The 24294-nt window shown below is 68.9% G+C and carries 26 protein-coding genes; 12 read left to right on the forward strand and 14 right to left on the reverse strand.

The window, feature by feature from the left end; all coding sequences use genetic code 11:
- Window positions 1–9: 9 nt before the first annotated feature.
- On the forward strand, window positions 10–1188 hold the full coding sequence (locus tag ASD21_RS16310) for a trans-sulfuration enzyme family protein (protein WP_056443508.1): 1179 nt from the start codon (window positions 10–12) through the stop codon (window positions 1186–1188).
- Here ASD21_RS16310 and ASD21_RS16315 read toward each other — a convergent pair.
- Window positions 1118–2101, reverse strand: a complete 984-nt coding sequence (locus ASD21_RS16315; RefSeq protein ID WP_056443511.1) for a mechanosensitive ion channel family protein — start codon at window positions 2099–2101, stop codon at window positions 1118–1120. The genes ASD21_RS16310 and ASD21_RS16315 overlap by 71 nt on opposite strands.
- 146 nt (window positions 2102–2247) lie before the next feature.
- Between ASD21_RS16315 and ASD21_RS16320 the strand changes: the two genes are divergently transcribed.
- The 4 genes from ASD21_RS16320 to ASD21_RS16335 all read left to right on the forward strand — a co-directional run bounded on the left by ASD21_RS16320 (window position 2248) and on the right by ASD21_RS16335 (window position 6482).
- The gene (locus ASD21_RS16320) at window positions 2248–3408 is read left to right on the forward strand and encodes a DegT/DnrJ/EryC1/StrS family aminotransferase (protein WP_056443521.1); all 1161 of its coding nucleotides are present in this window, start codon (window positions 2248–2250) and stop codon (window positions 3406–3408) included.
- 62 nt (window positions 3409–3470) lie between these two features.
- Complete coding sequence (locus tag ASD21_RS16325; RefSeq protein ID WP_056443524.1) at window positions 3471–4220, forward strand: hypothetical protein; 750 nt, start codon at window positions 3471–3473, stop codon at window positions 4218–4220.
- Entirely contained in the window at window positions 4220–5098 is an 879-nt protein-coding gene (locus ASD21_RS16330; RefSeq protein WP_056443527.1) for a hypothetical protein, read from the forward strand. Before ASD21_RS16325 ends, ASD21_RS16330 begins: the two co-directional genes overlap by 1 nt.
- Window positions 5099–5255: 157 nt before the next feature.
- The gene (locus tag ASD21_RS16335) at window positions 5256–6482 is read left to right on the forward strand and encodes a multidrug effflux MFS transporter (protein WP_056444158.1); all 1227 of its coding nucleotides are present in this window, start codon (window positions 5256–5258) and stop codon (window positions 6480–6482) included.
- Between the two features lie 125 nt (window positions 6483–6607).
- On the opposite strand, the gene ASD21_RS16340 is transcribed toward ASD21_RS16335, so the two are convergent.
- Both ASD21_RS16340 and ASD21_RS16345 read right to left on the reverse strand, forming a co-directional pair.
- Window positions 6608–8218 carry a cisplatin damage response ATP-dependent DNA ligase gene (locus ASD21_RS16340; RefSeq protein WP_056443531.1) on the reverse strand — a complete coding sequence of 537 codons (1611 nt, stop codon included), beginning with the start codon at window positions 8216–8218 and terminating at the stop codon, window positions 6608–6610.
- 39 nt (window positions 8219–8257) lie between these two features.
- Complete coding sequence (locus ASD21_RS16345) at window positions 8258–8980, reverse strand: hypothetical protein (protein ID WP_056443534.1); 723 nt, start codon at window positions 8978–8980, stop codon at window positions 8258–8260.
- Between the two features lie 132 nt (window positions 8981–9112).
- On the opposite strand from ASD21_RS16345, the gene ASD21_RS16350 reads away from it, so the two are divergent.
- From ASD21_RS16350 to ASD21_RS16360, 3 genes are read left to right on the forward strand one after another with little or no spacing between them, the layout of a single operon-like run.
- Window positions 9113–9523, forward strand: a complete 411-nt coding sequence (locus tag ASD21_RS16350; RefSeq protein ID WP_056444161.1) for a PaaI family thioesterase — start codon at window positions 9113–9115, stop codon at window positions 9521–9523.
- Between the two features lie 50 nt (window positions 9524–9573).
- Window positions 9574–9879, forward strand: a complete 306-nt coding sequence (locus tag ASD21_RS16355; protein ID WP_082554812.1) for a PadR family transcriptional regulator — start codon at window positions 9574–9576, stop codon at window positions 9877–9879.
- Window positions 9876–10448, forward strand: a complete 573-nt coding sequence (locus ASD21_RS16360; RefSeq protein WP_056443537.1) for a hypothetical protein — start codon at window positions 9876–9878, stop codon at window positions 10446–10448. The genes ASD21_RS16355 and ASD21_RS16360 overlap by 4 nt, the downstream gene beginning before the upstream one ends.
- A gap of 22 nt (window positions 10449–10470) precedes the next feature.
- Here the strand turns inward: ASD21_RS16360 and ASD21_RS16365 are convergent, their stop codons facing one another.
- Complete coding sequence (locus tag ASD21_RS16365) at window positions 10471–11478, reverse strand: ligase-associated DNA damage response exonuclease (RefSeq protein WP_156390522.1); 1008 nt, start codon at window positions 11476–11478, stop codon at window positions 10471–10473.
- A gap of 53 nt (window positions 11479–11531) precedes the next feature.
- Between ASD21_RS16365 and ASD21_RS16370 the strand changes: the two genes are divergently transcribed.
- Window positions 11532–12029 carry a PaaI family thioesterase gene (locus ASD21_RS16370; RefSeq protein WP_082554828.1) on the forward strand — a complete coding sequence of 166 codons (498 nt, stop codon included), beginning with the start codon at window positions 11532–11534 and terminating at the stop codon, window positions 12027–12029.
- On the forward strand, window positions 12026–12445 hold the full coding sequence (locus tag ASD21_RS16375; protein ID WP_056443546.1) for a PaaI family thioesterase: 420 nt from the start codon (window positions 12026–12028) through the stop codon (window positions 12443–12445). The genes ASD21_RS16370 and ASD21_RS16375 overlap by 4 nt, the downstream gene beginning before the upstream one ends.
- 345 nt (window positions 12446–12790) lie before the next feature.
- On the opposite strand, the gene ASD21_RS16380 is transcribed toward ASD21_RS16375, so the two are convergent.
- On the reverse strand, window positions 12791–13708 hold the full coding sequence (locus tag ASD21_RS16380) for a histone deacetylase family protein (RefSeq protein ID WP_056443549.1): 918 nt from the start codon (window positions 13706–13708) through the stop codon (window positions 12791–12793).
- Between the two features lie 78 nt (window positions 13709–13786).
- Here ASD21_RS16380 and ASD21_RS16385 point away from each other — a divergent pair, with 78 nt between their 5' ends.
- The gene (locus tag ASD21_RS16385; RefSeq protein WP_056443552.1) at window positions 13787–14641 is read left to right on the forward strand and encodes an acyl-CoA thioesterase; all 855 of its coding nucleotides are present in this window, start codon (window positions 13787–13789) and stop codon (window positions 14639–14641) included.
- Window positions 14642–14658: 17 nt separating this feature from the next.
- Here ASD21_RS16385 and ASD21_RS16390 read toward each other — a convergent pair whose 3' ends face one another.
- The 9 genes from ASD21_RS16390 to ASD21_RS16430 all read right to left on the reverse strand — a co-directional run bounded on the left by ASD21_RS16390 (window position 14659) and on the right by ASD21_RS16430 (window position 23525).
- Entirely contained in the window at window positions 14659–15225 is a 567-nt protein-coding gene (locus ASD21_RS16390; RefSeq protein ID WP_056443553.1) for an NUDIX hydrolase, read from the reverse strand.
- Between the two features lie 10 nt (window positions 15226–15235).
- Entirely contained in the window at window positions 15236–15805 is a 570-nt protein-coding gene (gene rimM / locus ASD21_RS16395; RefSeq protein ID WP_056443554.1) for a ribosome maturation factor RimM, read from the reverse strand.
- Between the two features lie 65 nt (window positions 15806–15870).
- Window positions 15871–16434 (reverse strand): 30S ribosomal protein S16, encoded by a 564-nt coding sequence (gene rpsP / locus ASD21_RS16400; RefSeq protein ID WP_056443555.1) that lies wholly within the window; start codon window positions 16432–16434, stop codon window positions 15871–15873.
- Between the two features lie 24 nt (window positions 16435–16458).
- Entirely contained in the window at window positions 16459–17994 is a 1536-nt protein-coding gene (ffh, locus tag ASD21_RS16405; protein ID WP_056443558.1) for a signal recognition particle protein, read from the reverse strand.
- Between the two features lie 246 nt (window positions 17995–18240).
- A complete protein-coding gene (locus ASD21_RS16410; RefSeq protein WP_056443561.1) occupies window positions 18241–18633 on the reverse strand; it encodes a VOC family protein in 393 nt (130 codons plus the stop codon).
- Between the two features lie 75 nt (window positions 18634–18708).
- Window positions 18709–20856, reverse strand: coding sequence for a M10 family metallopeptidase C-terminal domain-containing protein (locus ASD21_RS16415; protein WP_056443564.1), 2148 nt, complete (start codon window positions 20854–20856; stop codon window positions 18709–18711).
- Between the two features lie 37 nt (window positions 20857–20893).
- Entirely contained in the window at window positions 20894–21361 is a 468-nt protein-coding gene (locus tag ASD21_RS16420; protein WP_056443567.1) for a hypothetical protein, read from the reverse strand.
- A 208-nt stretch (window positions 21362–21569) separates the two neighbouring features.
- Window positions 21570–22556, reverse strand: coding sequence for a TraB/GumN family protein (locus ASD21_RS16425; protein ID WP_056443570.1), 987 nt, complete (start codon window positions 22554–22556; stop codon window positions 21570–21572).
- A 21-nt stretch (window positions 22557–22577) separates the two neighbouring features.
- The gene (locus ASD21_RS16430) at window positions 22578–23525 is read right to left on the reverse strand and encodes a hydrogen peroxide-inducible genes activator (protein ID WP_056443574.1); all 948 of its coding nucleotides are present in this window, start codon (window positions 23523–23525) and stop codon (window positions 22578–22580) included.
- A gap of 182 nt (window positions 23526–23707) precedes the next feature.
- Between ASD21_RS16430 and ahpC the strand changes: the two genes are divergently transcribed.
- Entirely contained in the window at window positions 23708–24271 is a 564-nt protein-coding gene (ahpC, locus tag ASD21_RS16435) for an alkyl hydroperoxide reductase subunit C (RefSeq protein ID WP_056444167.1), read from the forward strand.
- Window positions 24272–24294 lie beyond the last annotated feature (23 nt).

Genomic DNA, 24294 nt, shown 5'->3' on the forward strand with positions numbered 1-24294 from the left:
GAACGACAAATGAGCAACGACATCCCCGGCAAGAACCGCCTGGCCTTCGCCACCCGCACGATCCACGGCGGCCAATTCCCTGATCCGACGACCGGGGCGGTGATGGTGCCGATCTACGCGACATCCACCTACGTCCAGTCCAGCCCGGGCGAGCACAAGGGCTTCGAGTACAGCCGCAGCCACAACCCGACCCGGTTCGCCTTCGAGCGCTGCGTCGCCGACCTGGAGAGCGGCACGGCCGGCTTCGCCTTCGCCTCGGGCCTGGCGGCGGCCTCGACGATCCTGGAGATCCTCGACAGCGGCGCCCACGTGATCGCCAGCGACGACCTCTACGGCGGTTCGTTCCGGCTGTTCGACAAGGTGCGCAAGCGCTCGGCCGGCCTGGCCTTCAGCTTCGTGGACATGGGGGATCTGGCGGCCATCGAGGCGGCGATCACGCCCCAGACCAGGATGATCTGGGTGGAGACGCCGACCAATCCGATGCTGCGCCTGGCGGACCTGTCGGCCATCGCGGCCCTGGCCAAGACGCACGGCCTGATCACCGTGGCCGACAACACCTTCGCCAGCCCGTTCGTCCAGCGGCCGCTGGAGCTGGGCTTCGACATCGTCATGCACTCGGCCACCAAGTACCTGAACGGCCACTCCGATGTGGTGGCGGGCGTGGCGGTGGTCGGCGACAACGCCGAGATCGCCGAGAAGCTGAAGTTCCTGCAGAACGCCGTCGGGGCGGTGCTGGGGCCGTTCGACAGCTTTCTCGCCTTGCGGGGGGTCAAGACCCTGGCTCTGCGCATGCAGCGGGCCTGCGACAGCGCCCTGGCCATCGCCAAATGGCTGTCGACCCGCAAGGACGTGGAACGGGTGATCTATCCCGGCCTGCCCAGCCACCCGCAGCACGACCTGGCCAAGCGCCAGATGCTGGGCGGGTTCGGCGGGATCATCTCGGTGGAGCTGAAGGGCGACGTGAACACCGCCAGGCGGATGTTGGAGCGCACGCGCCTGTTCACGCTCGCGGAAAGCCTGGGCGGGGTCGAGAGCCTGATCGAGCATCCGGCCATCATGACCCACGCCTCGATCCCGGCCGATCAGCGCGCCGCCCTGGGCATCTCCGACACCCTGATCAGGCTTTCGGTGGGGATCGAGGACTGCGAGGACCTGATCGCGGACCTTTCCGCGGCCTTGGCAGTCTGAACAGGTGATGCTCGGCGTCGCCGGGCATGGCCGGCGACGGGTCCGGGGCCTTGGACGGGCGGGGCGGCGGTAGGATCCGCGTCGGGTCCTCGGCCCACAGGTGGGCGGCCAGCATCAGGTCGGTCCTGACCGGGCCGTAGTCCTCCTTGGCCGTCCAGACGCGGATCGCGGCCTGGGCGAAGGCTTCGCTGAGATCGACGACCTCGACCATCACCGCCGGGTCCTTGCGCACCCGCGGATCGCCCTCGGCCCGTTCGCGCATCTTCTGCAGCACGGCCACCAGGTCGGTCTTCAACGGAACCTTGAACACCACGTCGGCCCGTCGGGTGCGGTGGGTGGAGTAGTTGAGGATGACGTCGCCGAACACCTTGCTGTTGGGGATCATCACCTTGACGTTGTCGGGGGTGGCGATCTCGGTGAACAGCAGGTCCAGCGCCTTGACGGTGCCGTTGCGCGTCGAGGTCTCGATCACGTCGCCCACCTTGTAGGGACGGAACAGCAGGATCATCACCCCGGCCGCCACGTTCGACAGCGCGCCCTGCAGGGCCAGGCCGATGGCCAGGGAGGCCGCGCCGAGCACGGCGATGATCGAGGTGGCCTGCACGCCCACCTTCTGCAGCACCGCCACCAGGCCCACGGCCACCACCGCGTAACGCACCAGCGAGGCGATGAAGCTCTCCAGGGTCGGGTCGGGGTTCTTGCGATGCACCCGGCCCAGGGCGCGACGGGCCACGCCCGCCAGCCAGCCGGCCACCCAGAAGGTGACGACCAGGATCAGGGTGGCGGCCACCAGGTTCACCGCCAGCCTGCCCAGCCAATCGAGGAAATGACCGAACATGGTCTCATCGACCTTGATGTTGGCGATGGACGGCAGGGAAGCGTCGGCGGGGATCAGGCTGGGCTTGGTCTGCATGGATCTCTCGATGGCGCCCCCGCGCCGAGCCGTCAACGAAGCAGCACAAGGCCCGTTCCCGTCCCGGTATCGCTTCGCCCTTTGGAAACACTTGGTTACATCAATTGGCTCGAATCCGAGCCGATCCGCCTCTAAGAGCGCCGCCCATGAGCATATCCTTCATCGACCTCGCCGCGCAGCAGCGCCGGATCCGCGCCAAGATCGACGCGGCGATCGCCGCCGTTCTCGACAGCGGGGCCTATGTGATGGGTCCGCAGGTGCGGGAGTTCGAGGCCAAGCTGGCGGCGTTCGGCCAGGCCAAGCTGGCCCTGTCCTGCGCCAACGGCACCGACGCCATCGCCCTGCCGCTGATGGCCTGGGGCGTGGGCCCGGGCGACGCGGTGTTTTGCCCGTCCTTCACCTTCGCCGCCACGCCCGAAGTCGTGCCGTGGGTCGGGGCGACGCCGGTGTTCGTCGACGTGCTCGCCGACACCTTCAACCTCGACCCGGCCAGGCTGGAAGCGGCCATCGCCGGCGTGAAGGCCAAGGGAGAGCTGACCCCCAGGGTGGTGATCGCCGTCGACCTGTTCGGCCAGCCCGCCGACTATCCGGCCATCAAGGCCATCTGCGACCGCGAAGGCCTGAAGCTGATCTCCGACAGCGCCCAGGGCTTCGGCTGCACCCTAGGCGGCAAGCACCCGCTGCACTGGGCCGACGTGGCCACCACCAGCTTCTTCCCCGCCAAACCCCTGGGCTGCTACGGCGACGGCGGGGCGGTGCTGACCAACGACCAGGACCTGTGGGACCTGATGGACAGCTTCCGGGTGCACGGCAAGGCCGTGGCCCCCGACCTGGTCGGCCGCACGTTCGACCACGACACCAAGTACCTGAACACCCGCATCGGCATGAACTCGCGGCTGGACACCATCCAGGCGGCGATCCTGATCGAGAAGCTGGCGATCTTCCAGGAGGAGATCGACCTGCGCCAGGTCGTGGCCGACCGCTACGCCGAGGGCCTGAAGGGTTTCGTGCTCGCCACGCCGAAGGTCATCGACGGGGGCGTCTCGGTCTGGGCCCAGTACGTGATCGAGCACGCCGACCGCGACGGCCTCGCCGCCCATCTGAAGACCCAAGGGATTCCCACGGCCGTCTACTACCCCGTGCCGATGCACGTGCAGGCCCCCTATGCCGACTTCCCGCGCGGGGCCGGCGGCCTGCCGGTGACCGAGGCCAAGGCCGAGACGGTGCTGGCCCTGCCGATGCATCCGTATCTGTCGAAGGCCGACCAGCAGCGGATCATCGAGGCGATCCGCGCCTTTAACGGCTAAGCTGCGCCCCATTCACGCCTCACCCTGGGGTATTGTGGCCGGAAGTTGATTCGAAGGTTCAGATGCACGATCCAGTGACCTCGTTCGTCGTCGCGGTGTTCAGCATGCCCGGCGCCGCCTTGCTGATGGCCGGCGCGTTGCTGGTGTTCGCCGTCGGACTGATCTTCCAGTCCGGCCATTTCGAATATGCGCCGTTGATGGACGACCTGCGTCGCCGCGCCGACCTGCTCGACGACCTGCGCGGTGATCGCCAGAAGGCCTTCGCCGAGGCCTTCGAAGCGGTCGACAAGCGCCTGAGCGGCGTGGCTCATCCCGTCCTCGAACTGGGCTGGGCCCATTATCGCAGCCAGCTGACCCCGACCGAGGACGGCCGCCTGGCCGCCTCGATCCACGCGTCCGACGCCTTCGACCTGGCCGACACCCCAGCCCGCACTCTGGAATGGTGGGCCAACATCATGGTCGCCATCGGCCTGGTCATCACCTTCATGGGCATCGTCGCGGCCCTGACCGAGGCGACCTCGGCCATGAGCGGCGGCGCCGCAGCGATGCAGGGCGCCCTGATCAATCTGCTGACCATCGCCGCCACCAAGTTCTGGACCTCGATCGCCGGCGTTCTGGCCTCGATCATCCTTCGCCTGGCCGCGCGCCGTCGGCGTCAGGCCATCGAAATGCAGGAAGCCCACTTCTTTGCCTTGCTCGACGCCTGCGTCCGCTTCGCCCCGCCGGAAAAGGTGATGCTGGAGCAGTTGGCGGTGCTGGGCCGCATCGAAGCGGCCCTGGCCGGCAGGACCGCCCGCGTGGGCGTCGCCTGATGCGGCGCAAGCGCAGTCGGACGATCGATGTCGAGGAGGGCGAGAGCTACTACGTCTCGATGACCGACATGATGGTGGGGGTGATCTTCATCTTCATCATCATGCTCAGCTATTTCGCGTTCGAGTTCCGCTCGAGCACCGCCAAGCTGGCGACCGCCAAGCATCCGGAAACGGCCGCGCTGCTGCAGACCGCCGCGAACCTTCAGCCCAAGACCGCCGACATCGAGATCGACTACGGCGCGCAGGTGCTGTGCGTGCCGGAGGCGACCTTGTCGGAAAGCGGGCAGGGCGCGGCGGGAGAGCGTCGCTGTTTCGCGTATTCGCCGCCGAAGCCTTCAGCCCTGACCGCCTCGGCGATCGACGCGCAAAAGCTCCTCATGCAGGCGCTGGACGCCGACCTGCGCGACGCCCGCGTGCCGATCACCGGCGATCCGTCGGGCGGTTCGCTGAACTTCCGGGCCGATCAGCTCTTCGTGGCGGGAACGGCCGCGCTTTCGCCCGACGGTCAACGGATCGCCGGCGATGTGGCCCAGATCCTGATGCGGCGTCTGCCTTGTCTCGGTTACGGCGTGGCGGCGGAAGCCGATTGCGAGGCGGGCCCCAAGCTGGCCGTCGCCAACGTCGTCAGCCAGACAAATCTCGACATTTTCAGCACCGAGGGGCAGCAGGCGGCGACCCTGGCCCTGCAGCGCGCCGTCGCCCTCCACCAGGCCCTGACCGCCGCTCAGCCCGGTCTGGCGTCCTTGCGCAACGCGCCGACCGGCCAGGCCGGGTCGCAGCCCCTTTTGCGGGTGGCCAGCGTGGGTCAATCGCAGGAAGGCGCCTCCAAGGTCGGCGACGACCAGACGGTGAGCATCCAGTTCCAAATGGGCTCGTAAGCCCGCGCCCATTTGGCGGACAGCCAGGCCTGTCCTATATCGCGGCTGTCGCGTCTCGCGCCCGCCGGCGCTTCGGCGTCCCGGCCCGTGAAAGAGCGTCATGTCGTCTAATCCCATCGCCGCCCAGGCGCGCGCTCGTCCCGGCCCCCACCCCGGCATGGGCTTTGGCCAGTTCGTCGCCCTGATCGCGGCGATGATGGCCACCAACGCCCTGGCCATCGACTCGATGCTGCCGGCCATGCCGCAGATCGGCCGCGCCCTGGGCGTGGCGACCGACAACGAGCGCCAGTGGATCCTGACCGCCTACCTGCTGGGCTTCGGCGCGGCTCAGATCGTCTACGGCCCGCTGGCCGATCGTTTCGGGCGCAAGCCGGTGCTGCTGGTGGGCCTGTCGCTCTATGTCGTGTTCGCCGCGGCCTGCGCCTTCGCCGCCTCGTTCGAGATGCTGCTGACCGCCCGCGCTCTGTGCGGCGTCGGGGCGGCCGCCACCCGGGTGCTGTCGGTGTCGATCGTCCGCGACTGCTACAGCGGCCGGCAGATGGCGCGGGTGATGTCGTTGTCGTTCATCGTCTTCCTGGGCGTGCCGATCATCGCCCCCTCCGTCGGCCAGGCCATCCTGCTGGTCGCGCCCTGGCCGTGGGTGTTCGGCGTGCTGTCGATCTTCGGCCTGGCGGTGATCGCCTGGTCGTGGATCAAGCTGCCCGAGACCCTGCATCCGGAGGATCGCGTGCCCCTGGAGGTCACGCCGGTGCTGGCGGCGTTCAAGGCGTGCCTGACCAACCGCGTCGCCGTCGGCTACACCCTGGCCGCCACCCTGGTGCTGGGCGGGCTGTTCGGGTTTCTCAACTCGGCCCAGCAGGTGTTCGTCGACGTGCTGGGAGCGGGCCAGGCTTTCCCCCTGATCTTCGCCGCGATCGCCGGCGGCATCGCCGTCTCGTCCCTGCTCAACTCCCGCATCGTCGGCCGCCTGGGCATGCGGCTGGTCTCGCACGTCTCGCTGCTCGGCTACATCGCCTTCGCGGTGGTCCACGCCCTGGTGGCGCTGAGCGGCCACGAGACCCTCTGGACCTTCTCGCTGCTGCAGGCGGGGATGATGTTCTGCTTCGGCATGGTGATGTCGAACTTCGGCGCGATCGCCATGGAGCCGCTGGGCCACCTGGCCGGCACGGCGGCGTCGGTCCAGGGTTTCGTCACCACCATCGGCGGGGCGCTGTTCGGCTTCTGGATCGGCCAGCGGTTCGACGGCACCACCGTGCCCCTGACCCTCGGATTCGCCGGCTTCGGGATCGCCGGCCTGCTGGCCGTGCTGATCACCGAGAAGGGCCGGATGTTCCACGCCGGCGCCGGCGCGCCGGCCGTCGAAGGCGTCGGAGCGGGCCACTAGGACCTATTGTCAAGTTTCGCTTGAGCTTGACCATGTCGAGATGAGCGAAACTTGAAGATCCGGCGAACCGGGATCTTCAAGCTTGGCTTATTCGAACAAGCGCCAGCATGAGCGGAATTTGAAGATCAATCCAGCATCCGCTCCAGGGTCTCCAGTTCGTCGGCCTCGCGCGACGGCTTGTCCCAGCGGATGCGGTTGATGCGCGGGAAGCGCATGGCCACGCCGGACTTGTGGCGGGTCGAACGTTGCAGCCCCTCGAACGCCACCTCGAACACCAGGCCGAACTCCAGGTCGGCGCGCACCGAACGCACGGGTCCGAACCGCTCGACGGTGTGGTCGCGCACGAACTTGTCGATCCGTTTCAGCTCTTCATCCGTGAAGCCGAAATAGGCCTTGCCGACCGGGGTCAGGTGGCGTGTCCCGGTCTGGTCCTCGCGCCAGACCCCGAAGGTGTAGTCGGAATAGAAGCTGGACCGCTTGCCGTGGCCGCGCTGGGCGTACATCAGCACCGCGTCGATCAGGCGGGGGTCGCGCTTCCACTTGAACCACGGACCCTTGGGCCGGCCGGGTTCGTAGACGCTGTCCCAGCGCTTGAGCATCAGGCCCTCGGCGATCGCCGGGTCGCCTTCCGGCGGCTGGGCGCGCTGGGCGGCCAGCGCTTCCCAGGTGTCGAACGGCTGGATCGGCGACAGGTCGATGCGGGGACTGGCCGCGGCCGTCACGAAGGCTTCCAGCCGCCGGCGCCGCTCAGCGAACGGCAGGCCGCGCAGGTCGGTCTCGCCGTCCAGCAGCAGGTCGTAGGCGCGGATGCTGGCCGGATAGGTCGCGAGCTGCTTGGCGTCGACCGTCTTGCGGTTCAGCCGCTGCTGCAGGTCGCCGAAGCTGGCCACCGCGCCGCCCCGCATCACCAGCAGCTCGCCGTCGATCGCTCCCTCGAAGGTCAGGGCCTCGACCACGTCGGGAAAGGTCGCCGAAATGTCGTCGCCGGTGCGGGTGTAGAGGCGCCTTTCGCCACGCTCGCTGACGGCCTGGACGCGGATGCCGTCCCACTTCCACTCGGCGGCGTAGTCGGCGGGATCGAGCTTGGCGAAGTCGACCGCCTCGTCGATGGCCTGGGCCAGCATCACGGGCCTGAACCGTCCCGGCGCGTCGGGCGAGGGCTGTTCCGAGCGACCTTCCAGCCAGGCGAACAGGTCGCCATAGGGCGGGGTCATGGCGTGCCAGACCTCCTCGACCTGGCCGATCTCCACCTGGCCGAAGTCGGCGCAGGCCTGCTTGGCCAGCCGCGCCGAGACGCCGACCCGCAGGCCGCCGGTCATCAGCTTCAGCAACGCCCAGCGCCCGTCGGCGTCCAGGGCGTCCAGCCAGCCCTCGATCAGCCGCTGCACTTCGGTTCGCGACGCGGTGCGCAGGCTTTCGACCACCTCCGACAGGTCCGGCTCGCGGTTGGCCCCGGGCTTTTCCGGCCAGACCAGGGCGACGGTCTCGGCCAGGTCGCCGACATAGTCGTAGGACCAGGCGAACAGCTGGGCGTCCATCCGGCTCTCCACCGCCTTGCGGATGAAGGCCGGCTTGGCCGCGTTGAACGACAGCGCCCCGGTCAGGGCCGCCAGCACCCAGCCGCGCTCGGGATCGGGCGTCTCGCGCAGGAAGTCCTTGATCAGGGTGAGCTTGGCGTTGCGCGAGCTGGTCAGGGACAGCCGGTCGAGAAGATGGGCGAAGGCGCGCATGGCAATGAAATGTCGCGCCCCAGGCTTAGGTTCAAGTCGCGGGGTTCAAGTCGCCCGCGTCTCGTCCAGCTGGCCCAGGATCATGATCTTCTGCCAGATCTTGCGGCCCAGGTCGGAGCTCAGGGTTTCGATGTCGTTGACGGCGGCGACCACCACTGGGTCGTTGCTTTCGCCGGCGTAGAGCGCCGCCAGCTTGGCGGTCAGGGCTAGCATTTCGGCGCTGTAGTCCAGATAGCGGGCCAGCTGAAAGCGGTTCATCTCGCGGGCGGGCGACGAGGCGGTGCGCGGGCCCAGGACCAGCGTCGGGTCCTTGGTCAGCTGGTGCATGTCGATCACGTGGGCGAAGGACCGCAGCTCGTGCAGGGCCTTCTGGACTCGCGAGCGTTTCCAGCGCGACTCCAGCGACACCAGGAACCAGATCGCCGCGCCCGACAGCAGCAGCAGGTTGACGGCCGGCTCCAGGCTGGTGGCCAGGGCCAGGGCGCCGGCGTCGCGCAGGTTCGCCAGCCAGTCCAGGCGGCCGATCAGAGTCGCCTCGGCCCCGATCGCCGCGACCGCGATCACCGCCACCAGGGTCCGCAGGCCCAGATAGGGCCGCGACAGCCGCCGGGCCCGCTGGGCCGTGACCCGGGCCACCGCCGTCAGCTGGCCGCAGACCTCCGACAGGCCCGACGCCGGAAAGCGTTCCGCCACCCGAGCCTTCAGGTGGTCGAGCGTCTGGACCACCTTGTCGGCGTCCAGCCTCAGCGCGCTGTTGCGAACGGCCATGCGGGTCCCCCGATCCGGTCCCCATCGGGACGGGGCGACGCTAGCACGGCGCCCAGAACGGGGGCGAGGCTTGAAGTCAATTCGAACATCTGTTTGAATTGCACGGTCCAGAGCCCGGACCAGGAGGCGACCATGACCCCGCCCGAGCCCTTCGTCCCGCATCCCCGCAAGAGTCCGCTGACCACGCCGTGGGAGCCGATCTTCGCCGACATCCGCGACGACCGCTGGGTGCTGGCCGTGGAGGTGCGCGAGCCGCACACCAATTCGCGCGGCGGCCCGCACGGCGGCCTGATCGCCGCCCTGGCCGACAACGCCATGGGCCTGTCGTGCGGGGTGATGCTGACCCGGCTGAAGATCCCTAGCAAAGGTCTGATCACCGTCTCGCTGGGACTGGACTACATCGCCGCCGCCCAGATCGGCCAATGGCTGGCCTTCGACACCGACTTCATCAAGCCTGGCAAGAGCCTGTGCTACGCCGAGGCCACCGTGCGCGCCGACGACAAGCCGGTGGCGCGGGCCCGGGCGACGTTCAAGGTGGTGTGAGCGCGCTTTTGACCGCTTGACGGATAAGTCTACATAGGTAGAATTATGACATGGTCACGCGCAATCGACAGCTTTCGCCGCAGACGACGGCGGTCCTCGGCCTGCTGGCCGACAATCCGGAGCACTGGCTCTATGGGCTCGAGCTGTCCCGGGCCAGCGGACTCAAGTCCGGAAGCCTCTACCCGATCCTGGTGCGTCTGGCGGATCGAGGGCTGCTCGAGAGCCGGTGGCTGGAGCCGGAGAAGGCCGGCCGCCCGCCACGACACGCCTATCGCATCACCGCGCGGGGCAAGACCGCGCTCCGCGACGCGAGGTCGCTTTCGACACTCAAAGACCTGAAGGTGGTTCCCGGATGAGCGTTCCCCTTCTTGTCGCTCGAGCCTTGATGCGGACGGCGGGCTGGATCGCTCCGCGAGAGCGGTCTGAATGGCTGGCCGCCATGGTTGGCGAGCTTGGCGAGATCGGCTCGCCTGGCGCCGCCCTGAGCTGGGCCGGCGGGTGCCTGGCCGCGGCGACGGGGTGGCGACTTTGGGCGGAGCTGCCCTATGCGGCCGCCGCCGTCCTCGCCAGCGCCGCCAGCACGATCGGCTACCTCGTCTGGTGGTGGCTGACGCCGCCGCCGCTCGACCTGGCTTGGGTCACGGTGGCTCAGCAGGTGGCGATCGTCGGGGCTACACTGGGCGTAGGCCTAGTCTTCCCGCGACGCGTGTTGCTGAGCGCCGTCCTGATCGTCACGTCATCCGGCTTCGGCGGTTTGCCCAGGTTCATCATCGACGTCATGGCGTCCGCCGGCACGCTGGAGAAGGCGGTGGGCCTCGCCCCGGCCATGGCGCTGTTCGTCGCCGAAAATGGCTGGCCGGCGTTGCTCGCGGCGCTTTTGGTCGCGGGTTGGGCGAACGCCGCGAAGGCCAGGTCTTGGCGCTGATGTCCGCCCAGGAGGCGCGCCCCTACTCCCCCTCCTCCTCGTCATAGCCCACCAGCCGCAGCGCCCGCGCTGGAATGCCTTCCAGCTCGCACCAGCGTTCCAGCGCCTCCTCCCGTCCGTGGGTGATCCACACCTCGCCGGGGCGCAGCTCGTCGAGGGTGGCGGTCAGCTCGTCCCAGTCGGCGTGGTCGGAGATGATCAGCGGCAGTTCGACCCCGCGCTGGCGGGCCCGGGCCCGCACCCGCATCCAGCCGCTGGCGAAGCAGTCGACCGGGTCGGGGAAGCGCCGCGACCAGCGGTCGGCCAGGGCCGAGGGCGGGGCGACGATGATCGCGCCCTCGAAGTCCTTCTTGGTTCCCGTCGTGGCCGGAGCCAGCGGGCCCAGCGCGACGCCGTGGCGCTCGTAGAGCCGGTTCAGCCGCTCCATGGCCCCGTGCACGTGGATGGTCCTGTCCCAGCCGGCCTCGCGCAGCAGGCTGATCACCCGCTGGGCCTTGCCCAGGGCGTAGGCCCCGACGATGTGCGAGCGCTCGGGAAACTGCTCGACCGATTTCAGCAGGGCGGCGATCTCGCCCTTGTCGTCGGGATGGCGGAACACCGGCAGGCCGAAGGTCGCCTCGGTCACGAACACGTCGCAGGGCACGGGCTCGAAGGCCGGGCAGGTGGGGTCGCGCCGGCGCTTGTAGTCGCCGGAGACGACGATGGTCATGCCCTTCCAGCGCACCACGGCCTGGGCCGAGCCCAGCACGTGGCCGGCCGGGACCAGGGAGACCTCGACGCCGTTGTGGGTGAAGCTCTGGCCATAGGTCAGCGGCTGGCGGCGGCCGGCGAAATCCTCGCCGTAGCGCTCGGCCATGATCGCCAGGGTCTCGGGGGTGGCGGCCACGACGCCATGACCGGCCCGGGCGTGGTCGGCGTGGCCATGGGTGATCACCGCCCGGTCCACCGGGCGGACGGGGTCGATGTAGAAGTCCCCGGGCGGGCAATACAGCCCGTCGGGCTTCGGGCAGATCAGGTCCTGAGGCTTCATCACGATGGATATGGCAACGCGCGCGGCTATAAACCTATCCCATGAGCACCGATTTGAGCGCCGGCGAACAGCATCGGCTGATCGCCAACACCATGAACGAGGGCAGTCCTCAGGCCCGGGCCCTGGGCTTCCAGACGCTGGAGATCGGTGACGCCGTCGCCATCCTCAAGGTCCCGTACCGGCCCGAGATCGTCGGCGACCCCGAGACCGGGGTGATCGCCGGCGGAGTCGTGACCACCTTGCTGGACCACGCCAGCGGCCAGGCGGTGCACGCCGCGCTCAGCGAATGGACCTCGATCGCCACCCTCGACCTGCGCATCGACTACATGCGGCCGGCCCAGCCGGGCCGCGACGTGCTGGCCCGCGCCCATTGCTACAAGGTCACCCGCTCGGTGGCCTTCGTGCGCGCCGTGGCCTACGAGGACGACCCCGACGACCCCGTCGCCGCCGCCCAGGCCGCCTTCATGCTCGACTCCAGCGCCGGCAAGAAGCCCGGCGCCAACTTCAAGCCGCCTAGGTCCAAGTCAGGCGAAAAGGGAGACGCCGCATGAGCGACGCCGACACCCGCCTGATCGCCGTGCTGGGCTCGATCCCCTACGCCAAGTTCATCGGCATGCGCGCCGAGCTGGCCGGCGACGAGATGACCGCCATCCTGCCGTTCTCCGATCACATCGTCGGCAATCCGATGCTGCCGGCCATCCACGGCGGGGTGCTGGGCGCCTTCATGGAGATGACGGCCCTGGCCCAGTTGTCGGTGGCCGAGCCGCTCAAGCGCCAGCCCCGGACCATCGACGTCTCGATCGAATATCTGCGCACGGGCCGGCCGCTGACCACCTTCGCCCGCGCCCAGATCAAGAAGGTCGGCCGGCGGATCGCCAATGTCCATGTCGAGGCCTGGCAGGAACAGCGCGCCGCCCCCATCGCCGCCTTGCGCGGCCATTTCCTGTTGACCTCCGCGGAGGACTGATCCGGACGACGAACAATGGTCTCAAAGGTAAAAGTTTCCATTGCAACGGTATGAATCGACAACATTACACCTCTGTAATGCCGATTACCGGCGTCAACGTTTCTTAAAAACGCTTCATGAAGCAAAGGTAACGGGTGTTCACCATCCCGCGGGCCTATACCCCTGATCACCGGACGCGGTCGTCGCGCCGGACACTCAGGGAACCAAGACAATGACCTTCTCGAACAGCGCTTTTTCCGGTTTCGCCAGCATCGTTCTGGCCATGCTGCCCCTCGTCGTGATCGCCGGCTCGCTCGTCTCGAGCTTCTAAGTGATCGCCGCGTAGCTCCACCGGAGCGCGACCCCTCAGGCCTTCAGGGCCTCGCGGGCCGCCCGGTGGAGAAGGGCGTGACGATGCGCCAACCGATCGATGTCGGCGTCGTATCCGCCGCCGATCACCCCGGCCACGGGGACCCCCCTTTCCAGACATGAGCCCAGGACGAACGCCTCGCGCCGCGCGAGCCCCTCGTCGCTCAGACTCAGACGCCCCAGCTTGTCGTCCGCGTGCGGATCGACCCCGGCGTTGAAGAACACCAGGTCCGGCGCCACGCGCGCCAGCAGGTCCGGCAGGATCTCTCCCAACCTTCCCAGATAAGCCTCGTCGCCCGTGCCGTCCGGCAGGTCGACGTCCAGGTCGCTGGCCGCCTTGCGGGCCGGGAAGTTCTTCTCGGCGTGCATCGAGAAGGTGAAGACGCTGGGATCGTTCTCGAAGATCCTCGCGGTGCCGTCGCCCTGGTGGACGTCGAGGTCGACGACCAGCACCTGGCCGACCTTGCCCTCCGCCAACAGCCGCCGCGCCGCCACCGCCACGTCGTTGAACACGCAGAAGCCCGCGCCCGTGTCGGCCTGGGCGTGGTGGCTGCCGCCGGCGGTGTTGCAGGCGATCCCGTGTTCCAACGCCAGACGCGCCGCCGCCAGGGTGCCACCGACCGCCGCCCGGGCCCGGATCGCCACCGACTCCGTATTGGGCAGGCCGACCCGCCGGGCCACGTCGGCCGGCAAAGTCAGGTCGATCACCCCGCGCACATAGGCCGCGTCATGGACCAACAGCAGGCTCTCCAGATCGATCGGCTCGGGCCGCACGAAGCCGGCCGGACCCGCTACGCCCTCGGCCTGCAGCACCGCCGCCAGCCGCGCGAACTTGTCCATGGGGAAGCGGTGGCCCGGCGGAATCTCGGCGCGGAAGGCGGGGTGGTGGATGATCGGCGGGAAGGACGGGACCATCGCTCGACGATGGGGATGGCGAGGATTTGGTGCAACCACGCACTTGCCCCGTCCGGCTTGCGCGCCTAACCAACCCCCATGCGCACGCCCGAGAACCTCGCCGAAATCCTCGCCCTCGAAACGATCGAGGTGAACCTGTTCCGGGGCGTCAGCCCCAATGACGGCTTCCCCAGAATCTTCGGCGGGCTGGTGATCGCCCAGGCCCTGACCGCGGCCTATCGCACCGTGCCCGACCGCATCTGCCATTCGCTGCACGCCTATTTCATCCGCCCCGGCGACGTGAACGCCCCGGTCCTCTACGAGGTCGAGCGGGCCCGCGACGGCGGCACCTTCACCACCCGCCGGGTGGCGGCGATCCAGCACGGCGAGCAGATCTTCAACCTGGCCGCCTCGTTCCAGACCCCCGAGGAGGGGCTGGAGCACCAGAGCCAGATGCCCGACGCGCCGGACCCCGAAAGCCTGCCGACCGAGGGCGACTATCTGCGCTCGCTGGGCGACGAACTGCATCCGCGCTTCATCAAGCTGGCCGACTTCCCGCGGCCGGTGGACCTGCGCTGGGTCGATCCCCAGCACCCGACCAAGCCGACGCCCAAGTCGTCGACCAAGCAGGTGTGGATGCGGGCCAAGGCGCCGATCGGCGACGACGTCCGCCTGCAGCAGTGCGCCCTGGCCTACGCCTCGGACATGGCCTTCATGGAAAGCGCCCTGCGCCCGCACGGCCTGATCTGGACGACGCCCGGCCTGCAGGCCGCCAGCCTCGACCACGCCATGTGGTTCCACCACCCGTTCAACTTCAACGACTGGACCCTGTTCTCGCAGGACAGCCCGTCGGCCTCGCAGGGCCGCGGCCTGGTGCGCGGCCAGATGTTCACCCGGGACGGCAAGCTGGTGGCCTCGGTGGCCCAGGAATGCCTGATGCGGGTTCGGAAGTAGCTTCGGGTCGCGGTTCGTCAGCGAACCGCGACCGTCGCCACCCCGGCCTGGGTCAGGCCGCGCAGCAGCGAGCCCACGTGCATGGCCACCACCATCTCGCCGGCCAGGGCCATGCGCACCGCCTCGGCGGCGGGGACCCAGAAGTGCTCGATGCGCTCGGCCGGGTCATCCTTGGGGTCGGCCGCCCGGACCACGTCACGCGCCAGCAGGGTGTGGACGCGGTTGGTATGGGTGCCGGCGTTGGGGCGGGCCTCGCCCACATAGCTGAGGACGCCGACGCAGCCGGTCTCCTCCAGCAGTTCGCGGGCTCCGGTGACGCAGGGATCGGTGTCGCCTGGATCCATGCCGCCGGCCGGCAGCTCGATCGTGAACCCGCCCATGGCGTGCCGGTACTGCCGCACCAGAAGCACGTTGTCCTCGGTGTCCAGGGCCACGACCTCGACCCAGTCCGGATATTCCAGCACGTAATAGGGCGCGACCGGCACGCCGTCGTCGGTCAGGCAGTCGTCGGCGCGCAGGGCGATCCAGCGGTCCTTGTGGATGTAGCGCGAAGCCGTCACCCGCCATTTGCCGTCCGACGCCATGGCCGAGCTCCTAGATCTGATCTTCGCCTTCGTCGGGCTCTTCGACAGGGCCTTCCGGCTCGCCCACCATCACCGGCGGATCGGCCAGGACCAGGCCCTCGGCGATCTTCACCTCGGGCACGGCGGCGCGCGTGAAGGGCAGGTACCAGGTCTGGCCGCCCAGGGCGGGGGTGATCTCGAGCAGATCGTCGGCGCCGAAGTTCTGGACGCTCTTGATCTTGCCGATCAGGTCGTTGGTCGCCACGTGGCGCACGGTCAGGCCGATCAGGTCGGCCAGGTAGAATTCGTCTTCCTCGGGCTCGGGCAGGGCCGCGCGCGGGACGTAGAGACGCAGGCCGCGCAGGGCGTCGGCGGCTTCCTTGGTCTCGATCCCGACGCAGCGGGCGACGACGCCGTCCTTGACCACCCGGGCGGTGGTCAGGGTCAGGGCGGGCGAGCCGTCCTGGCGGGTCAGCGCCTTGAACCGGGTCAGGGTCAGCGGATCTTCGGTGTAGGTCGCGATCCGCACCTCGCCACGCACGCCGAAGCCGCCGGCGACGCGGCCGACCAGGATCAGGTTCTGCGGGGGCGACTGGGTCATGAAGGTATCGCGCAAAGAAAACGCCGCCGCCAGGCGGACCCCGGCGGCGGCGCTTTTCGAAGGCCTTAGCCTTCGGTGGTTTCTTCCGAAGCCGGGGCTTCTTCAGCGGCCGGAGCCTCTTCGGCGGCGGCTTCGGCGGCTGGGGCCTCTTCAGCGGCGGCTTCTTCAGCAACGACTTCCGGTTCCGGAGCCGGAGCGGCGGCGGCTTCGGCGGCCGCGGCGGCGGCGGCTTCAGCAGCGGCTTCGGCGGCGGCCTTGGCGTCTTCCTTGGCTTGGACTTCGGCGGCGGCGCGGTCGGCGTCGCGCTGGACGCGCTCGGCGTCACGCTCTTGGGCCTTCTTGCCCGGCTTGGCCTTCTCGGGGTTGTTGCCGTGGGTCCATTGGACCAGGCCCTGGGCGGCCAGGAAGCGGGCGACGCGGTCGGTCGGCTGGGCGCCCTTGGCGAGCCAGCCCTGGATGGACTCGACCTTCAGGGTCACGCGCGCGGCGTCGTCCTTCTTGAGCAGCGGGTTGTAGGTGCCGACCTTCTCGATGAAGCGGCCGTCGCGGGGCGAGTGGCTGTCGGCGACGACGATCGAGTAGTAGGGACGCTTCTTGGCGCCGCCACGGGCGAGACGGATCTTCAGCATAGTCTTAGTCCTTGGTCTAAAGTTCTATTTCTTGAACGGGTTGAAACCGGGGGGCAGGCCGCCCAAACCGGATAGAAGGTTGGGCTTGGCGTCGCCGCCGCCCCCGGATCCCGGAAGACCGGGGAGCCCCGGAAGGCCGCCAAGGCCCCCCGCGGAATTCTGATCAGGCGCGGCCATCTTGCCGCCGCCCATCGCTTTGAGCCGGGACATGTCGCCGCCGCCCATCATCTGGGCCATGCGGGCCATGCCCTTGCCGCCGTCCTTGCTCATGGCCTTGAACATGTCGGCCATCTGGCGGTGCTGCTTGAGCAGGCGGTTGACCTCGGCGACGTCGACGCCGGCCCCGGCCGCGATGCGGCGCTTGCGCGAGGCGGCCAGGATGTCGGGCTTCTTGCGCTCCAGCTTGGTCATCGAGCCGATGATCGCCTGCTGGCGGCGGAAGACGCTGTCGTCGACGCCGCTCTCGGCGATCTGCTTCTTGACCTTCTGGACGCCCGGCAGCAGGCCCATGATGCCCTGCATGCCGCCCATCTTCTGCATCTGGTTCAGCTGGGCGGCCAGGTCGTTGAGGTCGAACTGGCCCTTGGCCAGCTTCTTGGCCATGCGCTCGGCTTCGGCCACGTCGAGGTCCTGCGCGGCCTTCTCGACCAGGGCGACGACGTCGCCTTGCCCGAGGATCCGGCCGGCCACGCGGCGGGCGTCGAACACGTCCAGGGCGTCGATCTTCTCGCCGGCGCCGAGGAACTTGATCGGCAGGCCGGTGACGTGGCGCATCGACAGCGCGGCGCCGCCTCGGCCGTCGCCGTCGGCGCGGGTCAGGATCAGGCCGGTCAGCGGCAGGCGCTCGTGGAAGGCCTTGGCCGTGCGCACGGCGTCCTGGCCGGTCAGGCTGTCGGCGACCAGGAGGGTCTCGGACGGCTGGGCGATGCGGGCGATTTCCGCCGCCTCGCTCATCATCGCCTCGTCCAGCGTGGTGCGGCCGGCGGTGTCGAGGATCAGGACGTCGTAGCCGCCCAGCTTGGCGGCGGTCAGGGCGCGCTTGGCGATGTCGGCGGCGCTCTGGCCGGCGACGATCGGCAGGCTCTCGACCTCGACCTGCTTGGCCAGCATGGCCAGCTGTTCCATGGCGGCCGGACGGCGGGTGTCGAGCGAGGCGACCAGCACCTTCTTGCGCTCGATCTTGCTCAGTCGCAGGGCCAGCTTGCCGGTGGTGGTGGTCTTGCCCGAGCCCTGCAGGCCGGCCATCAGGATCACCGACGGCGGGTTCAGGGCCAGGTTCAGGCCGGTGGGGACCTCGCCGCCCAGCATGTCGACCAGGCCGTCATAGACGATCTTGACCACCTGGTCGGCCGGCTTGACCGAGCGGATGACGGCTTCGCCCGAAGCGGCTTCCTTGGCCTTGCTGATGAAGTCCTTGACCACCGGCAGGGCGACGTCGGCTTCCAGCAGGGCGACGCGGACCTCGCGCAGCGCCTCGTCGACGTCCTTCTCGGACAGCACGCCGCGGCCGCCGAGGCGGTCGAACACCCCTGAAAGTCGCTCTGTAAGGCCGTCGAACATGCGGAACCCACGTCAAAACACCGGAGCGTGACGCCACGCTCCAACTCTTCGTTGCTGTCTGTTCGGAGAACAGCCAGCGTCCAAACGCGATCAGCCCCCATGGACGATCACGTCGATGGGGGTCCTCGCCGTCCTCGTCCGGATGGATCCTGCGCTAACAGGCCGGGGTCGTGACGGTGGAGGCGCTGCTGATGAAGCGCCGGAAGCGCGCGCTTATGCACGAAAGGGGGCGGGGAGTCAAAACGCTCAGCCCCGCAGCTCCAGTCCGTTGCCCTCGGGGTCGGACAGATAGAGCGAGGTCGCCTCGCCGGTCGAGCCGTAGCGCTCGCCGATGTCGCCGATCGCCAGGCCGTGGGCCTCCAGGTGGGCGCGAACCTCGTCGACGTCGAAGTCGACCACCCGCAGGCACAGGTGGTCCATGTTGTGGGCCTCGGCGCCCGGCGCGGCGCCGCCCGTCCGGCCCAGGCGGCCGGCGACGTCGACCAGGTCGATCAGCTGGGCGCCGGCCCGCAGCTGGACGAGGCCGACATTGTCCTGCCGGCGCTCGACCGCGCAGCCCAGGACGTCGACATAGAACCGCTCCATGGCGACCGGGTCGCGGGCGCGGATCACCACGTGGTCGATGCCGAGCAGGCGCATGACGAAATCCTCGGACGGGAAGCGTTCCCGCCCGAGGTATTCATCGCCCGCGCCGGAGACAAGGCCGGCGGCGGATCAGAGCAGCCAGCCGCTGGTCGACACCGAGTTGTCGGCGACCAGAACACCGAAGTCCGACACGCCGTCGCCGTCGATGTCGCCCCAGACGATCGAAACCCGGCCGCCAAGGCCCCAGCCATAGGCGCCCAGGTCCACGCCGCCCAGGGCTCCGACGGCCTTCAGCACGTTCGAATAGGTGCTGACCATCAGCTGCCCGACCCCGCTGGACGTCCAGTGCGACACCAGCGAGAAGGCCTGGTCGCCGTCGAGGGCGGCGTTGCCGTCCAGGGCGCTGAAGTCGAACAGGTCGCCGCGGCTGAAATCGCTGATGAAGTCGATCGACAGATCCCCATTTTCGAGAGAGGGGTCGTCGAACGAGGCGCTATCGTAGACGAAGACGTCGGCGCCGGCCCCGCCGACCAGGATGTCGAAGCCCGACCCGCCGTTCAGCCGGTCGTTGCCCGCCCCGCCCAGCAGGATGTCATTGCCGCCGGCTCCGAACAGGCTGTCGTTCCCGGCCTCGCCGCTCAGCAGGTTGAAGGCGTCGTTGCCCTCGATGACATTGGCCGAGGCGTTGCCCGCGCCGAGCGCGGCGTCGCCGGTCAGCTTCAGGTTCTCCAGGTTGGTGGAGAGGTTGTAGCTGATCGAGCTCCAGACGGTGTCGGTCCCGCCGCCGGCCAGCTCGGTCACCGTGTCGCGCCAGTTGTCGACCACGTAGCGGTCGTCGCCGGTCCCGCCGGTCATCTTGTCGACGCCCGTTCCGCCGTCGAGGATGTCGTTCCCCAGCCCGCCGATCAGGATGTCGGCGCCGTCGCGGCCCTCCAGCGTGTCGTTGCCCGCGTTGCCGGTCAGGGTGTTGGCCGCGGTGTTGCCGATCAGGCGGTCCGAGCCGCTGCCGCCCACCCCGTTCTCGACCGTCGCGCCATAGGCGATGGCCACGTTGTCGATCAGCCGGCCGACCACCGGGTTGGCGGCCAGCACGGCCATGTTGGAGTTGTAGGTCGCCAAGGGCACCGGGGCGTAGCCGGCCGCCGCCCGGTTGGCGTTGACCTGCTCGAACGACGGGGCGGTGTCGTAGGTCACCCCGCCGATGCTGCTCAGCGAGCCGGGGGTCAGGTCGATGATCTGGTCGGTCGCGTAGCCCGAGGCGTCCAGGGTGTCGATCCCGCCGGCGTCCCAGATGGCCATGACCGGGGCCGGGGTCTTGGTGAAGTCGTAGGAATCGCGCCCGGCGTTGCTGTTGAAGCCGTAGGTCGTGTCCCCCGTGCGGGTGGTCATGTCGGCGCCGTAGATCGCCTGGATGGCGGCGATGTCGTGCACCAGGGGCGTGGAGGCGTAGACCGTGGTCGAGATGTTGAAGTCGAAGTGCCGCGCGCCGGTCTCGGAGCCGGCGAAGTAGGACATGATGCTGTAGGCGCGGCTGTCCTGATAATATTCGGCGTTGGCGGCGTAGGTGATGCTGACCCCGGGGGCGGCGTTGTAGTCGCCGGGATGTTCCAGCCCCAGGGCGTGGCCGCTCTCGTGGGTCAGGGTGTGGATGCCGTAGAGGCCCTCGTCCAGCTGGAAGTTGCTGGGCTGGTTGGCGCTGACCCAGATGTCGCCGGCGATCAGGTCGGCGTTGTCGGGCGTGTAGTCGTACGGCAGGTAGGCGTAGGCCTGGGTGCCGGGCCGGTTGGTGTAGTTGGCGAAGGTGATGTCGGCCACCTCGGGGGCGCTCTCGACCAAGGTCGGGGCGATCAGGTCGTCCCAGCTGGCCATGGCCTCGCGCGCGGCGGCCTTCTGGGCTTCGGTGAACGGCGCGAAGCCGAAATATTCGGTGCGGCCGTAGAGCTCCCCATCCTCCTCATAGACATAAGGCTCGGCGAACATGCTCTCGGCGGTGTGGAAGCCGAAGTTCAGAACCGAGACATCGCCGTCGCGCGGCACGGCGTGGTCGATGTTGCCCGGCGTCCAGCCCGCGCCGCCGCGATTGAGCTGCTCGACCACCTGTTCGATCGTGAACACCGGCTTGCCGCGGATCTCGCCGCCCTGGCCGTCGACCGAGGCGTCGACCGGCTCGACCGAGACGTCCAGCGCGGGGGCGACCGCGTTCGTCGGTCCCTGGAACACCGGGAAGCTGGTTTCGCGATGGAGGTCCTGGTCCAGGTTTTCGTCGTGAAGGCGCATCGGTTCTTCCCGTTTCTTGAGGTTGTTCCGTGTGAGGTCAGGGGGCCGGCCGTGATCGCCACGGCAGGGTTTCGGCGAGCGCGGCGTTCAGGGCCGCGTCGAATTGCGCGGTGGGGCCGCCGCCCGAAGGCAGGCCTGGGGGCAGGGCGGTCGCGCGCGGCGCGGCGCCGAACAGCTCGGACGGCGCGGCCGTGGCGCGGAAGGCGCGCAGGCTGAAGACCAGCAAAGGACCGCCCGTGGCTTTGCCGCCCGACTGGACATTGGCGTGGAACAGCAGGACGGCGGTGTCGGCGGCGATCAGACCGGGGTCGCCCGGCGCCAGCAGGACGACCGGGATCGGCGCCTTGTCGGCGGCCAGGGCCACGACGCGGTTACAGAGCGCGGCCTGGAGCCGGCGGCGGTCAGGCAGCCGATCGGGATCGACCAGGCACTGGACGCCCAGACGCCTGGCGCCCTCCCAGGCCAGGACCGGGGTCGAGGCCGTCGCTGGAGCGCCATAAAGCATCGCCCCGCAAGTCATGGCCCCGATCGGGGAAAGGGCGCAGGCCCATGCCATGAATTGTCGGATTAGCGACATGGATTTCCCGTTGCTGGTCGGTATCGGGCGTCTTCGACCCGAGCACCTTCGCGAGGAAATCAGCGGTATGCAAGTGTAACGTGTATTGTGAAGCTTACAAAACCTATGTGTGTCGCAAAGTCGACCGAACGCGAGCTCAGTTGGCCGGCGAGGTGATGGTCGCGCCCGAGGTTTTGAGACGGTCGAGCACGCCGTTGGCGGGCAGCAGGAAGGCCAGGTCGACGACGGCGACGGTCACGCCAGGGCGGGTCAGGGCCTCGTTCAGGGCGTCGGCCGACTGGCCGATCTGCTGGGCCAGCAGGCCGGCGCCGCCGGGGGCGCGCATCACGCAGCGCTGGGCCGCCGAGGCCGAATAGCGGGCCCGCACGCTGGCCAGATCGCCGTTGGCCCAGTCGGTCCCGATGCTGGTCGGGTGGGAGCCTTCGAATTCCAGTTCAGTCAGGGCGTCGTTCAGGCAGGCCAGATTGGCCTCGTCCGACAGCTTGCCGGCGCTGGCGAGAATGGGGCCTAGGCGGTACTGGCTCATCGCCTTGACCTTGACGCCCTTGGCCTTGGCCATGCGTTCGATGGTGCTGACCGGCTTGGCCTCGGACAGCCCGGCCGCCTGACGGAAGTCCGACAGCAGGATGAAGCCCGCCACGGCCGGCTTCCAGTCCTTGTAAGGCACGGCGGTGCGCTGCGCCCGCTCGCGGGCGCTGACGAACCGGGCCAGCAGGTCGGGGGGCAGGCGGTTCTCCAGCTTCTTGCCGAACGGTTGGCGCACGCCGCCGCCGCCGGTCAGGAAGAACTTGGTGATCTGCAGAGGCCCGACCGAGGCCTCGGGCGGAACCAGCACCAGGCTGGCCTGGTCCATGGCCCGGTTCAGGCGCGGGCTGTCCCACTTCAGCTGATGCGGCAGCGGCGGGGCGGATCCGACGACATAAAGCTTGGCGCCGCCCTTCTCGACCAGCCACAGGGCCGGACCGGGCGGCCGGGCGACCACCAGCAGCTCCTCGACCACGGCGCTGCCGGGATCCTGCGGGAACAGCTCGACGGACTGGGGCGGCGGGGTCTGGGCCCAGGCCAGGCCCGCGGCGAACGTCAGGACCGTTCCGCCGATCAGCGCCGATAGGACTCGAACCATGGGCGTCCCCGTCTCGTGAGTTCAGTGAGGCAGATGGGTATCGGAATGCCGTGGCGAAAGCGCGGCGGGCGGCAGGTCGCGCAGGGTCTGGGCCAACAGCCGCCCCTCGGCGCTCCGGCTGGAGCCCGCCCGCCAGGCCACGACGATCTCGCGGCTGGAATGGTCGGTGTTCAGCGGCCGGATGGTGACCGGCGCGTTCTCGGCCAGGCCCGCCGCGACCGCCATCGACGGCAGGAACGACACGCCCAGCCCCGACCCGATCATCTGCACCAGGGTGGGCAGGGAGGTGGCCGCGAAGCTCTCCTCCTCGCCGGGACCGCCGCGCGGCGGCTCCAGCCCGCAGGCGGCCAGGGCGTGGTCGCGCAGGCAGTGGCCGTCCTCGAGCAGGATCATGTCGTCGCCGCGCAGGCTTTCGGGATCGACCCGTTCGAAGGCCGCCATGCGGTGGTTGGCCGGGGCGGCGGCCAACAGCTCGTCGTCCTCGACATGGGCCCAGTCCAGGCCGGTCATGTCGTAGGGCAGGGCGATCAGGGCCGCGTCCAGGGCGCCGGACTTCAGGGCGGCGATCAGCCTATGGGTCAGGTCCTCGCGCAGATAGAGCTTCAGCTTGGGGAACTGCGCGCGCAGGGCCGGCAGGGCGCGGGGCAGCAGATAGGGCGCGACGGTCGGGATCACGCCCAGGCGGAACCGGCCCGCCAGCGGCTGGCCCGCCCCGCGCGCGGCCTGCACCAGGTCCTCGGCCTGGGCCAGGATCGCCTCGGCCCGGCGCACGGCCTCCTGGCCGGCGGCCGTCAGGATCACGCCCGAGCGGGCCCGATCGACGACCGGCGCGCCCAGGATCTTCTCCAGCTCCTGGATTCCGGCAGACAGGGTCGGCTGGGTGACGTGGCAGGCCTCGGCCGCGCGGCTGAACGAGCCGTGCTCGGACAGGAGCTTCAGATATTGCAGCTGGCGCAGGGTGGGGAGCATCGACCTGTAAATAGGCGCGATCTATCGGAAATCAAAAGACAATCGACGATATCTTTGCTGCACCTGCGAAAACGACCCATCGCCGCGCATAGAGACACCCTATCGACAAGCATGAAACAATCGATTGGCCCTATCGGTTTTCGTTGCCTACAAGGCCTTTGCAATTCCTGCAGGAGAACTTCATGTCCTTGATCAACACCGAGATCAAACCCTTCACCGCCCAGGCCCTCAAGGGCGGCAAGTTCATCACGATCAGCGAAGCCGATCTGAAGGGCAATTGGTCCGTCGTGTTCTTCTACCCGGCCGACTTCACGTTCGTCTGCCCGACCGAACTGGAAGACCTGGCCGACAACTACGGCGAGTTCCGCAAGCTGGGCGTCGAGATCTACTCGGTGTCGACCGACACCCACTTCGCCCACAAGGCCTGGCACGACACCTCCGACGCCGTGCGCAAGATCGAATACACCATGGTCGGCGACCCGACCGGCACGATCACCCGCAACTTCGGCGTGATGATCGAGGAAGCCGGCCTGGCCGATCGCGGCACCTTCGTGATCGACCCGGAAGGCAAGATCCAGATCGTCGAGATCACCGCCGGCGGCATCGGCCGCGACGCCCTGGAGCTGCTGCGCAAGGTCAAGGCCGCCCAGTACGTCGCCGCCCACCCGGGCGAAGTCTGCCCCGCCAAGTGGGAAGAGGGCGAAGCCACCCTGAAGCCGTCGCTGGACCTGGTCGGCAAGATCTAAGGTTCCGGCCCGCGTCGCCGCCC

This window comes from Caulobacter sp. Root1455, from assembly GCF_001426905.1.
GTDB lineage: Bacteria > Pseudomonadota > Alphaproteobacteria > Caulobacterales > Caulobacteraceae > Caulobacter.